This window comes from Acidovorax sp. NPDC077693 (assembly GCF_044542805.1).
GTDB lineage: Bacteria > Pseudomonadota > Gammaproteobacteria > Burkholderiales > Burkholderiaceae_C > Acidovorax.
Genome location: NZ_JBITVD010000015.1, coordinates 1 through 12,901 on the forward strand (window position 1 = coordinate 1; position 12,901 = coordinate 12,901).

9 protein-coding genes are annotated in these 12,901 nt (G+C 65.9%); 7 read left to right on the plus strand and 2 right to left on the minus strand.

Going from position 1 to position 12,901, the window contains the following annotated elements:
• The 7 genes from ACIGHN_RS20370 to ACIGHN_RS20400 all read left to right on the plus strand — a co-directional run.
• The coding region (locus ACIGHN_RS20370; protein ID WP_396505755.1) for a DUF4329 domain-containing protein at window positions 1-2,753 on the plus strand (2,753 nt) is incomplete at its 5' end.
• Between the two features lie 68 nt (window positions 2,754-2,821).
• Complete coding sequence (locus ACIGHN_RS20375; RefSeq protein ID WP_396505756.1) at window positions 2,822-3,067, plus strand: NTF2 fold immunity protein; 246 nt, start codon at window positions 2,822-2,824, stop codon at window positions 3,065-3,067.
• A 192-nt stretch (window positions 3,068-3,259) separates the two neighbouring features.
• Window positions 3,260-4,396, plus strand: a complete 1,137-nt coding sequence (moaA, locus tag ACIGHN_RS20380; RefSeq protein ID WP_396505757.1) for a GTP 3',8-cyclase MoaA — start codon at window positions 3,260-3,262, stop codon at window positions 4,394-4,396.
• Window positions 4,397-4,565: 169 nt separating this feature from the next.
• Window positions 4,566-5,198 carry a molybdenum cofactor guanylyltransferase MobA gene (gene mobA / locus ACIGHN_RS20385; RefSeq protein ID WP_396505758.1) on the plus strand — a complete coding sequence of 211 codons (633 nt, stop codon included), beginning with the start codon at window positions 4,566-4,568 and terminating at the stop codon, window positions 5,196-5,198.
• A gap of 71 nt (window positions 5,199-5,269) precedes the next feature.
• Window positions 5,270-5,884, plus strand: a complete 615-nt coding sequence (locus ACIGHN_RS20390) for a GNAT family N-acetyltransferase (protein WP_396505759.1) — start codon at window positions 5,270-5,272, stop codon at window positions 5,882-5,884.
• Window positions 5,885-5,951: 67 nt separating this feature from the next.
• Window positions 5,952-7,349: a gephyrin-like molybdotransferase Glp gene (gene glp, locus ACIGHN_RS20395; RefSeq protein ID WP_396505760.1), complete on the plus strand. Its 1,398-nt coding sequence runs from the start codon at window positions 5,952-5,954 to the stop codon at window positions 7,347-7,349.
• An 86-nt stretch (window positions 7,350-7,435) separates the two neighbouring features.
• A complete protein-coding gene (locus ACIGHN_RS20400) occupies window positions 7,436-7,771 on the plus strand; it encodes a thioredoxin family protein (RefSeq protein ID WP_396505761.1) in 336 nt (111 codons plus the stop codon).
• A gap of 285 nt (window positions 7,772-8,056) precedes the next feature.
• Here the strand turns inward: ACIGHN_RS20400 and ACIGHN_RS20405 are convergent, their stop codons facing one another.
• Both ACIGHN_RS20405 and ACIGHN_RS20410 read right to left on the minus strand, forming a co-directional pair.
• Window positions 8,057-11,227, minus strand: a complete 3,171-nt coding sequence (locus tag ACIGHN_RS20405; RefSeq protein ID WP_396505762.1) for an efflux RND transporter permease subunit — start codon at window positions 11,225-11,227, stop codon at window positions 8,057-8,059.
• 70 nt (window positions 11,228-11,297) lie between these two features.
• Window positions 11,298-12,731 carry an efflux RND transporter periplasmic adaptor subunit gene (locus tag ACIGHN_RS20410; RefSeq protein ID WP_396505763.1) on the minus strand — a complete coding sequence of 478 codons (1,434 nt, stop codon included), beginning with the start codon at window positions 12,729-12,731 and terminating at the stop codon, window positions 11,298-11,300.
• Window positions 12,732-12,901 lie beyond the last annotated feature (170 nt).

Below are 12,901 nucleotides of genomic sequence, written 5' to 3' on the forward strand. Positions count from 1 at the left end.
CCACCATCACCTACGACCATGACCTGTGGGGCCGCGTCACCGCACAGACCCAGGCGGGCGCGAGCCTGCACCTGCGCTACGACGTGGCCGGGCGCTTGACCGAGCTCGTCAACGAGAACCATGCGGTCACCCGCTTCGCCTACGACAGCGGGGACCGCCTGGTCCGGGAGACAGGGTTCGATGGGCGCAGCCAAAGATACCGCTACGACGCAGCGGGCCAGCTGATCGAGAAGACCGATGCGCAGGACAGTGGCATGGGCGCACAAAGCCAGGGCACAACAGAAAGCCAGGGCACGGTGCGCAGCCGGTACCACTACGACAGCGCGGGGCGGTTGGTCTACCGTGTGACCGGTAAGCTCGGCAACGTTGGTGCAGCGCAGCCAGCTACACCCGACAAGGGCGCCGACCTGCAGATCCACCACTTCGGCTACAGCGACAGCGGCGAACTCCTGGACACGCAGGGCTGGGAGATGGACTGGTCTGATCAGCCCAATCAGGTTGATGCGCCAGCCGCCCTGATCGCTGCTTGGCTGGAGCTGAGCACTGCGCAGCTCACTGCCGCGCTCCACCAGCAGCGCGATGCCCAGGCGCAGACCAGCAACCCGTTGCTGCAAAGCCTGCAAGTCCACCGGCTGCACCAAACCAGCCGCGTGGACCTGCAGCGCGACGCCCTGAGGCGCCCCACTGGCGAGGTGCAAACGCTGTACGGCAACTCCAGCGGCGAGCCTGTCATTGAATTCGAGCACCGTATCCACCACCGCCTGGGCGCCCTCGGCCAACGCGAGACCAGCGAACTGCAGGGTATCGGCCAGCTCGACTGGCTCAGCTATGGCTCGGGCCACGTGCACGGCGTGCTGCTCAACCAGGTGCCCCTGGTGGCGCTGGAGCGCGACAAGCTGCACCGCGAAGTGGGCCGCACCCTGCACCTGCTGCCGGGTGAGATAGCCAGCACAGCGCTGACACAAACCCGCCAGCTCGATCCCCTGGGACGCCTGCTGCACCAGCGCTGGCAGGGCCTGCCCGGCCAAGGCAGCGCCCCCTCCAGCGCAGCGCCCCTCATCGGTGGCCTGCGGCAACGCCGCTACACCTACGACAGCCTGGGCCAGCTGGTGGGCATCCAGACCCCGACCCACGCAGACGCGTACCAGTACGACGCCCGCCAGCGCCTGACAGGCCAGCGCAGCGCCAGTGCCCAGGGTGAGCAGCAAGCGCGCTGGAGACTGGACCCGGCGGGCAACCGGCTGCCCGAGCAGGCAACCGGCCAGCGCTCACCAGCCAAGAACACAGGCAGCATGGACTGGACCGCCCAGGTCCAGCAGAACCTGCACGATCCACGCTTTAACCTGCTGCAGCCTCAACCCAGCGCGGACAGCCCTGCCGAACAGGACGTGGAGCGCTGGCGGGACAACCGCATCGGCTGGAGCCAGGGCGCAGATGATGAAGGCGCCACCCACTACCGCTACGACGACTGGGGCAACCGGATCGAAGCCCGCCATGGCGACGGCAGCACCACCGCTCTGCGCTACGACGCCCTGCACCAGCTCAGGCAAGTCACACAGATCGACCCGCAAGGACAGGTGCAAAGCAAAACCAGCTATCGCTACGACGCGTTCGGACGCAGAGTGAGCAAGACACACGAAGCGACCGGTCAAGAGAGTCAGGCCACCCACTACGGCTGGGATGGGGACCGGCTGGTGCACACCCAATCCCAAGGCCAGATCCACCACACGGTGTACGAGCCGGGCAGCTTCGTGCCATTGCTGCAGGTACAGCGCAGCCAACAAGGGCACACCAATCCCGTCAAAACACTGCTGGCCCTGGCCGGCAGCGGCGACCCACAAGCGCCAGAACCAGAGCTGCAGCAACGCGACCAGGAGATGCTGCACCAGGCATTGAAGGAGATTCTGCAGCCGGGCTTCCAGCTGTCGGCCTTGCTGCCGCAGGACATGCGAAGCCAAGTACAGGAATCACTGCAGCTCCTCAAGAAAGCACAAACTCAAACCGAGGATGCCCACCCACTGACCATCAGGCACTTCTTGACGGACCACCTGGGCACGCCCATTGCGCTGGTGGACGCGAACGGAGATCAAGCGGGAGACGTAAGCTGGGCCGCCAAGTACAGCGCCTGGGGCGAGATCGAGCAGGAGTACAACCCCCGCTGCATCCATCAACCCATCCGCTTGCAGGGGCAGCAGCTTGATCAGGAGACGGGGTTGCATTACAACCGGTTTAGGTACTACGACCCGGGCTTGGGGCAGTATGTGACTCAAGATCCTATTGGGTTCGGCGGTGGATCTAATGGGTATCTATATGTTGAAGCAACCCCGATGAGCACGGTTGATGCCATGGGGCTTGCTCCCGGTGATCCATATCCTTCGCAAGATGCAGCAGCAAAAGCTGCGATAAATGATGTCAATCCTGCATCAATTAGAAAAAACTCTGAGTTTGGCGGGATGATTTATCAAGACAGCAAAGGCAAATATTCATACACGCGGCCAAAAAGCGGTGGAAAATCTGCTGTAAATCCGGGCGGCCCAGGTTCGTGCCCGCCAAATACTAAAGCAACAGCTTACTACCATACTCATGGCGGCCCTGATCCAAAGTATGACAGCGAAAATTTTTCTACAGCAGATACACGTTATGCAGACAGATATGGCATTGACGGATATGTCGGAACACCGTCTGGAAATTTAAAGCGCTACGATTACAAAACGGGTAGAGACGGAACGATTGGAAAGGTCAAAACAAAATGAATTTAATATTTGGACTGATGCTCTCCACTTCATTGATATTATTTCCTCCATATACGGAAGGACGCGACATGCATAGTTTCAACCCAAAAGAAGGATTTTTGCCAGATGAGGAAACAGCAATCGCTGTGGCAGAAATAATTTTAATTAAAATTTATGGGATCAATCAAATAAAAAAACAAAGACCTCTTTCTGCAAACTTAAAGGGGGACATTTGGGATATTAAAGGATCGCTTAGCCCTCAGGAAGTTGGAGGAACTGCGCATATCAGGATTAAAAAAAATGGAGAAATCATCCAGCTTAGCCACTCGAGGTGAAATACAACCTCCCGAGTCATAAAAATCAATAGCCGTCATCGAAGAAACAGTCAACTCACTGCTTACGGAAACTTGGTACTTGGTCTGCTTACGTTAACGCTCAAGGCACTGCCTGCGCCAAAATTGACCCCGATCAACTCCGGCACCAAGGGCTTCCCCCGCGAGGCGGAGCCCATGCGGCAAAATCACCCCATGGCCGAACGAGTGATCCCCCTGGTGGACCAACGCATCGCCGCTCTGGCGGCGAAGGTGCCGTTGCACGCCTCGGCGCCCACCGGGCTGCTCACCGACACGCTCGGCCGGCCGCTGCGGGACCTGCGCATCAGCGTGACGGACCGCTGCAACTTCCGCTGCAACTACTGCATGCCCAAGGAAGTTTTCGACAAGGACTATCCCTACCTGCCGCACGGCGCCCTGCTCAGCTTTGAAGAGATCACGCGTCTGGCGCGGCTCTTCCTGGCGCATGGCGTGCGCAAGATCCGCCTGACCGGCGGCGAGCCGCTGCTGCGCAAGAACCTCGAAGCCCTGGTGGCGCAACTGGCCGAATTGCGCACCGTGGACGGCTTGCCGCCAGACCTGACGCTCACCACCAACGGGTCGCTGCTCGCGCGCAAGGCCCGGGCCCTGAAGGACGCGGGCCTGAACCGCGTGACCGTGAGCCTCGATGGGTTGGACGATGCGGTGTTCCGCCGCATGAACGATGTGGACTTTCCGGTGGCGGACGTGCTGGCCGGCATCGAGGCGGCGCACGCGGCGGGCCTCTCGCAAATCAAGGTGAATATGGTCGTCAAGCGTGGTACCAACGACCACGAGGTGCTGCCCATGGCGCGCCACTTCCGGGGCACGGGCACCACGCTGCGTTTCATCGAATACATGGACGTGGGAGCCACCAACGGCTGGCGCATGGACGAGGTGCTGCCATCGGCCGAACTGATCGAGCGCCTGCGCGCCGAGCTGCCGCTGGTGCCGCTCGACCACACGTCCCTGGGCGAAACCGCCGAGCGCTGGGGTTACGCCAACGCGGCGGGGGTGCACGATGCGAGCCTGGGCGAGGTCGGCGTGATCAGCAGTGTGACCCAGGCGTTTTGCCACGACTGCAACCGCGCGCGCCTGTCCACCGAAGGCAAGCTCTACCTGTGCCTCTTCGCCACCCAGGGCTACGACCTGCGCACCTTGCTGCGCGGTGGTGCCAGCGACGAGGCCATCGCATCGGCCATCGCCCCCATCTGGCAGCAGCGCACCGACCGCTATTCGGAGCTGCGCAGCAGCCTGCCTACGGACACGGGTGGCGGTGCTCGCCGGGTGGAGATGAGTTACATCGGTGGATGAAGTGAAGCGCCCCCTGAGCCACCTTCGGCGTCTGCCTGCGCTCTCGCTGCGTGCGGCAGGGGGGCGCACCCGGTGGCCTGGCGAAGTCGGTTGCACGGGTGCACTGGCCCGGCCGCGCCCGTTCCCAGATCACGCGAAGCACCCGTCTGAGTTTCTTTGAAGATCACGAATGATTGATACCCAAGACATCACGGGCCTCGTGCTGGCCGGCGGCCGGGGCTCCCGCATGGGCGGGGTCGACAAGGGCCTGCAGAACTTTCGCGGCCTGCCGCTGGCGCTGCACACGCTGATGCGGCTGCAGATGCAGACCGGGTCCACCATGGTCAATGCCAACCGCAACCTGGCCGCGTACGAGGCGTTCGGTGCGCCGGTGTGGCCCGATGTGCTGGCCGACTATGCGGGGCCGCTGGCGGGCTTTCTGACGGGCCTGGAGCGCTGCGAAACACCGTGGCTGCTGACCGTGCCGTGCGACACGCCCCTGTTTCCGCTGGACCTGGCAACCCGCCTGGCCGCTGCCGCCAGCGAGCAGGACGCCGAGATCGCCATGGCCTGCGCGCCCGAGGACGACGGTCAGGGGCGTATCACCGTGCGCCCGCAGCCGGTGTTCTGCCTGCTGCGCGTGGAGCTGCTGGAAAGCCTGGTGGCCTTCACGCAGGCCGGTGGCCGCAAGATCGACGCGTGGACCGGCCAGCACCGCTGTGCCTTGGTGCCGTTCGATCAGGCTGGGGATGACGCGCAAGCGTTCTTCAACGCCAACACCCTGGCCGAGTTGCATGCGCTGGAGGGCACGGCGGGGCGCTGAGTTGCCGCGCCTGCACGCACGGCCCTCCCCTGCTCCGGTTTGCACCCCAACCATCCCCCGCTTTTTGCCCCATGCCCACTCCCCACAGCGCAGGCACCGCAGCGACGTCGATTCCGGTGGCGACTACTGCCGCCCAGCCTGCGGCGGTACGCATCCGCGCACTCACAGCGGCCGACGCCGTGCCCTACAAGGCGGTGCGCGATGAAGCGCTGCGCACGGCACCCGACGCCTTCACCTCGGACTACGCGTCGTCCATCGGCCGCGCGGCCAAGGAATACGCCGGGCGCTTCGGGCCGGTGGCATCGGGCACGTTTTTTCTCGGTGCGTTCGATGCCACCGGCCGGTTGCTCGGCTGCGTGGGCTGCGAGCGCGAGCAGCGGACCCAGCAGCGCCACTGCGCCAGCGTGGTGGGCATGATGGTGGCTCCCGGTGCGCAGCGCCAGGGCATCGGGCGGCAGCTGATTGCAGCCTGCGTGTTGGCTGCGCGCCAGGTCCCCGGCCTCACGCAGTTGGTGCTCACGGTGACCGCGTCGAACACCCATGTGGTGCGGCTGTACGAGCAGGCGGGCTTTCATGCCTGGGGCCTGCTGCCGCGCGCCGTGATCGTCGACAACGTGGCGTACGACAAGCTGCACATGCTGCTTTTGCTGACCTCCGACCCCTTTGCCGCCTGCCGCTCCCGGTGACGCGACATCCTGTGACGATTGCCGCGCGGCATACCCGACTGATTGATTGATTGTTTGTTTGCTGCCCATGAAGACCATTGCCCAGATCGCTGCTGAACTTCAGGGCTACGACCCGCATGCGCTCAAAGCCTCCGATGTGAACGCGTTCCTGGAGCGCCTGGTCGAGCCCGTGCAGGACACCGAGGAGCTGCCGCTTTTCAACGCACTGGGCCGCGTACTGGCCCGCGATGTGGTGTCGCCCATCAGCGTGCCGCCGCACGACAACTCCGCCATGGACGGCTACGCCTTCGCAGGCGCGCAGCTGGTAGCGGGCCAGCCCCTGGCGCTGCGCGTGGTGGGCACGGCGTTGGCGGGCAAGGCGTGGACGGGCAACGTGGCAGCCGGTGAATGCGTGAAGATCATGACCGGCGCGATCATGCCCGCGGGTCTGGACACCGTGGTGCCGCAAGAGTTCACCACCGCGTCTTCCGACACGGCCGGCAGCACAGCGGATGGATGCCAGCGCATCAGCATTGCGGCCGACGTGCTGCGCACCGGCGACAACCGCCGCTTCAAGGGCGAAGACCTGATGCAAGGCGGCGTGGCGCTGGCGCGTGGCGAGCTGCTCACGCCCGCAGCGCTGGGCCTGGTGGCCAGCCTGGGCCTGCCCACGGTGACGGTGTTCCGGCGACTGCGCGTGGCGTACTTCTCCACCGGCGACGAGATCCTGAGCCTGGGCGAGCCGCCCCGCGAAGGCGCGGTGTACGACAGCAACCGCTACACCGTGTTCGGACTGCTCACCCGCCTGGGCGTGGAGGTGATCGACCTGGGCGTGGTGCGCGACGAGCCCGCGCTGCTCGAAGCCGCCTTCCGCCAGGCCGCGGGGCAGGCGGACGCCATCATCACCAGCGGCGGCGTGAGCGTGGGCGAGGCTGACCACACCCGCACCATGATGAAGAAGCTGGGCGACGTGGCCTTCTGGCGCATCGCCATGCGCCCGGGCCGCCCCATGGCGGTGGGCAGCATCAGCAATACGCCGCAGGGCACCCCATTTCAAGAAAAAACAGCCTCCACCGCGCATCCAGCAAGCGCTAACAGCTATAAAAACAATAGCAACGGCAATGCCAGCGCAGGCGCCGTGCTGTTTGGCCTGCCGGGCAACCCGGTGGCGGTGATGGTGACCTTCCTCGCGTTCGTGCGCCCTGCCTTGCTGCGCATGATGGGCAGCACCCGCGCCGCGCCGCCCCTGCTGCGCGCCGTGTGCACCGAGCCCCTGCGCAAGAAGCCCGGCCGCACCGAATACCAGCGCGGCACCGTCACCACCGCCGCCGACGGTACGCTGCAGGTGTGCACCACGGGCAACCAGGGCTCGGGTGTGCTCAGCTCCATGGTGCAGGCCAACGGCTTGATCGTGCTGCACCACGGCCAGGGCAACGTGGCGGTGGGCGACACGGTGGATGTGATGGTCTTTGAAGGCATGATCTGACACAGCCATGGGGACATCGCTGGTGCAGAGCGCGCTCCCTCACCATAACCTGTGTCCCAACTTTTCACTTCACTGGTCGAACCGCCATGCCATACACCGCCACACACCTTGCCCAGCCCCCTGCCCGCGAAGACATCGACAGCCTGACGGGCGCTGCCGTGCTGGAGTTCGGCACGCCCTGGTGCGGCCACTGCCAGCGCGCACAGCCGCTGATCGAGACTGCCTTGAAAGACCGCGCTGACGTCGCCCACGTGAAGGTCGAGGACGGCCCCGGCCAGCGCCTGGGCCGCAGCTTCAGCGTGAAGCTCTGGCCCACGCTGGTGTTCCTGAAGGACGGCAAGGAAGTGGAGCGGCTGGTGCGTCCGCAGGGCCAGCAGGACATTGCGGATGCCCTGCAGGCGGTTGCATCGCCGGCAGCATGATCCGACCTGAGGCGTTGAAAAATCAAGGAAAAACCGTTCACGCTGAGCCTGTCGAAGCGGTTCGCTGGGCTTCGACAAGTTCAGCCCGAACGGTACGGAAAGTTCAGCCCGAACGGTGCGGCATGATGGAATGCTCAGTCCGCACCCATGCACCACCGACCCTGCAACCCCCCCACAGTTCTCACGCCGCGCTGCCTATTCGACCAGGCCGCGGCCAAAAACAAAAGGCCCCGACGGGCCTTTTGTTTTTTCATTCTGATACGTCAGATCCCTGCGGCAAGGCGGCTACTTGCCGACGTAGTCGTGCATGTGCACTGCATGGGCGGGCTCTTCGGTCGCCACCGCCGTGTTGGCGCCCGGCACCGCGCGGCGTGCGAACAGCGTGTACATGGTGGGCACGACAAAGATGGTGAGCAGCGTGCCCAGCGACATGCCGCCCACGATCACCCAGCCGATCTGCATGCGTGTCTCGGCCCCCGCGCCGGTGGCCAGCGCCAGGGGGATGGCGCCCAGCACCATGGCGCCGGTGGTCATCAGGATGGGGCGCAGGCGCTGGGCGGAGGCCTTGACCAGCGCATCGACCATGTCCATGCCCTGCTCGCGCAGCTGGTTGGTGAACTCGACGATCAGGATCCCGTGCTTGGTGATCAGGCCCACCAGCGTGATCAGGCCGATCTGTGAATACACGTTGAGCGAGCCGCCGCTCCACTTGAGTGCCAGTAACGCGCCGATCATCGACAGCGGCACCGACACCATGATCACCAGCGGGTCGATGAAGCTCTCGAACTGCGCCGCCAGCACCAGGAAGATGAACACCAGCGCCAGCAAGAACACCACGCCGAGCGCGCCCTGCGAGCTCTTGAACTCGCGCGAGGTGCCGTTCAGGTCGGTCGTGTAGCCCGCGCGCAGCACCTTGGCGGCGGTGTCGTCCATGAACTTGAGCGCCTCGCCCAGCGAGTAGTCGGGCGACAGGTTGGCGGTGATGGTGGCCGAGCGGCGCTGGCCGAAGTGGTTGAGTTCGCGCGGGCTCACGCTCTCGCGCACCTTGACCAGGCTGGAGAGCGGGATCATCGAATCGTTGCGGCCGCGCACGTAGATGGTGTCGATGTTCTCGGGCGTGGTGCGGCCGCGTGCCTCCGTCTGCACGATCACGTCGTACTGCTCGGCATCGCGCTTGTAGCGCGTCACGGTGCGACCGCCCAGCATGGTCTCAATGGCCTTGGCCACCACGTCCACGCTCACGCCCAGGTCGGCCGCGCGCTCGCGGTTCACTTCGATGCGCAGCTCGGGCTTGTTCAGGCGCAGGTCGATGTCCGGGCCGACGATGCCGGGGTTCTGCGCGATCTCTGCCATGAAGGCGGTGGCCACCTGGTTGAGGTTTTCATAACTGTCGGACGTCTGGATCACATACGTGAGCGGCCGTGCGCGAAAACCCTGGCCCAGCGACGGTGGGGTGATGAGGAACGAGCTCACGCCCGGCAGCGTGCCCACCTTGGGCTGCAGCTCGCGGGCCAGCTCCAGCGTGGTGCGCTTGCGGTTTTCCCAGTCCACCGTGCGGTAGATGACGCTGCCCTGGGCCACCGTCGGATTGCCGATGTTGGCGAAGATGCGGTCGAACTCGGGGTATTGCTGCCCGAGCTTTTCCAGCTCCAGCGCGTAGCGATTGGTGTAGTCGAGCGTGGCGCCGTCCGGCGCAGTGACGTTGACCAGCACCGTGCCGCGGTCCTCCAGCGGCGACAGCTCCTGGCGCATGGTGGGGTACACCAGCACCAGGGCCACGCCGCTCAAGGCCATGATGGCGATCACGATCCAGCGCGCCTGGAAGATCGCGCCGCGAATGCGGCTGCCGCGCCCCGCGCCCTCCTGGCCCGCGCCGCCGCCCCAGCGGGCGGTCACGATCCAGCGCAGCAGGCGGCCGTAAGCGTCGGACAGCGCGGTGAGCCAGCGCTCCATGGAGCGGTCAAACCAGTTCGGCTTGGGGTTGTGCTTGAGCAGCAGCGAACACATCATGGGCGACAGCGTGAGCGCGACGAAGCCCGACACCACCACCGCCCCGGCCAGCGCCAGCGCAAACTCCACGAACAGCCGGCCCGTGCGGCCCGGCGTGAAGGCCAGCGGCGCATACACCGCCACCAGCGTGAGCGTCATGGCCACGATGGCAAAGCCGATCTCGCGCGCCCCCTTGATGGCGGCGGAGAACGGGTCGAGCCCTTCCTCGATGTGCCGGTAGATGTTCTCCAGCATCACGATGGCATCGTCCACCACCAGGCCGATGGCCAGCACCAGCGCCAGCAGCGTGAGGGTGTTGATCGAAAAGCCCGCCAGCGACATCAACGCAAAACTGCCCACCAGGCTCACCGGGATGGTGATGATGGGGATGATGGACGCGCGCAGCGTGCGCAGGAAGACGAAGATCACCAGCGCCACCAGCACCACGGCTTCGATGATGGTGGAGTACACGCTCTTGATGGACCGGTCGATGAAGAGCGAGTTGTCGTTGGCCACATCGATCACGATGTCCGGCGGCAGGTCGGTCTTGAGGACGGGCATCATCGAGCGCACACCCTGGGCCAGCTCCAGCGGGTTGGCCGTGGCCTGGCGGATCACGCCGACCGAGATGGCCTCGCGCCCGTTCAGGCGCACGCGGCTGCGGTCGCTGGCGGCGCCCTCTTCCACCCGTGCCACGTCGCGGATGCGCACCGGAAACCCGTTGACCGTGCGGATCACCACCTCGGCAAACTGCCCAGGCGTGGCCAGGTCGGTCTGCGAGGTGACGCTGAACTCGCGCTGCTGCGACTCGATGCGGCCCGCGGGTAGCTCCAGGTTGTTCTTGCGGATGGCGTCTTCCACATCCTGCGTGGTCAGGCGGTACCCCGCCATGCGTTCGGGGTCGAGCCACACGCGCATGGCGTACTTGCGCTCGCCGTAGATGGGCACGTCGGCCACGCCGGTCACCGTCTGCAGGCGCGGCTTGACGATGCGGTTGACCAGGTCGTTGATCTCCAGCGGGCTGCGCGTGTCGCTGCTGAAGGCCAGCCACATCACGGGCGAGGCGTCGGCCTCAACCTTGGCGATGACGGGTTCGTCCACCGCGTCGGGCAGGCGGTTGCGCACGCGGGCCGTGCGGTCGCGCACTTCGGCGGCGGCGTTGTCGGCATCCTTCTCCAGCCGAAAACGCACGCTGATCTGGCTTTGCTCGGGGCGGCTGATGGAGGTGATCACGTCCACCGCGTCGATGCCGGCGATGGAGTCCTCGAGCGGCTTGGTGACCTGCGACTCGATCACCTCGGCCGAGGCGCCCGCGTAGCGCACGCTGACCGTGACTACGGGCTCGTCGATCTTAGGGTATTCGCGCACCGACAGGCGCGTGAAGCTCACCGCGCCGATCAGCAGCACCAGCAGCGACAGAACGGTGGCAAAGACCGGCCGGCGTATCGATATTTCAGCGAGTTGCATGGCAGTGGGGGCTTCGGTCAGTCGGTCAGTCGGTCACTCGGTCAATCGATCCGGGGGGCGGGGGCGGGGCTCAGGCCGGTGCGCGCGCACCGGAGGGCGCCGCGCGCCCGCCGGGCCCGCCTGCGGCCAGGCAGGGGTTGGTGCCTGGCAGCGGTGCCACCAGCGCAGGGGCCGACGCAGCGGCCACCGGCGCTGCCGGCGCGGCCGCGGGCACGGGGGCCGCAGCCACGGGCGCGCCGCTGGGCGCCCCCGCCACGCCTGGGGCCGGCACATCGGCGGGCACCCCTGCGCTGGCCGCAGCGCCAGCGCCCGATGCCGCCCGTGCGGGCCCGGGCGCCGCGCCACCGGCCGGTTTGCCCAGCTCCACCACGCGCACGGGCGCGCCGTCCTTCTGGATGCGTTGCTGTCCTGCCGAAACGACCAGGTCGCCCGCGCTCAGGCCATCGACCACCTCGACGAAACCAGGCGTACGCGCGCCCAGCTTCACCGGCGTGCGGCGGGCCACGCGGCTGCCGGGCTCCTTGCCTTCGACGATCTTGAACACATAGGGGTTGGTGCCCTCAGGCACCACGGCCTCTTCGGGGATGACGCTCGCATTGGCGCGCTCGGCAAACACGGCGGTCACGCGGGCGAACATGCCGGGGCGCAGCTGCAGGCGGCGGTTGTCGATACAGCCACGCACCGCGATGGAGCGGCCGTCGGCGTCGATCTGGGGGTTGATGGCCTGCACCACGGCGCCGTAGCGCACGCCCGGCAGCGCATCGAAGGAGACCTGCGCGGTCTGGCCGGTGCGCACCTTGCTCTGCAGGCGCTCGGGCAGGCGGAAGTCCACGTACACGGCGTCGAGGTCTTCCACGTTGACGATGTCGGCACCGTCCTTGAGGTAGTCGCCCACGTTCACGCCGCGGATGCCGGCGATGCCGTCAAAGGGCGCCACGATCTTCAGGCGCGATGCGGTGGCCTGCGCCAGCGACAGCTTGGCCTGCGCCACTTCGAGGTTGGCCGCGCTCTCGTCCACCGAGCGCTGGCTGATGAAGCCCTGGGCCACGAGCTCCTGGTTGCGCTTGTGGTTGGCCTGGGCGATGGACATCTCCGCCTGGCTCTGCTGGATCTGGGCGCGGGGCAGCTGGTCGTCGAACTGCACCAGCACCTGGCCGCGCTTGACGCGCTGGCCGTCGCGAAAGTTCAGCTGGGTGATGCGGCCGCTGACCTCGGGGCGCAGCACCACGCTCTGGCGCGACCTGAGGCTCCCCACGGCCTCGGCGTCGTCGCGCAGCGCCATCTGGCGCACGGGCACGGCTTCCACCATGGCCACGCGGCCCGCACCGCCGCCCTGCGCTCCACCACGTGCAGAGCCGGCCGGGGCGCCACTGGCGGCGGCGGGCGCTGCGGGCGCTCCGTCAGTGCGCGGAGCCTGGGCAGGTTTTTGCAGCCACCATGCAGCACCCAGGGCAGCTGCGATGCCGACGACAGCGAAAACGATGGTTCTTTTCTTGGACGCCATGGATCAATGAAACCGGTGGAAGAGCGGAATGCAACCAAAGAATGTATCAGTCCGTGTCAGACACTGCAGTGACTGACGCCTTGACCGAAGGTCAATTCCCCAGTTTTACGCAGGCTTTACACAAAGCGACCACTCACCCCAGGCGCTGCGGCGCAGATCCCGAGGCGCTG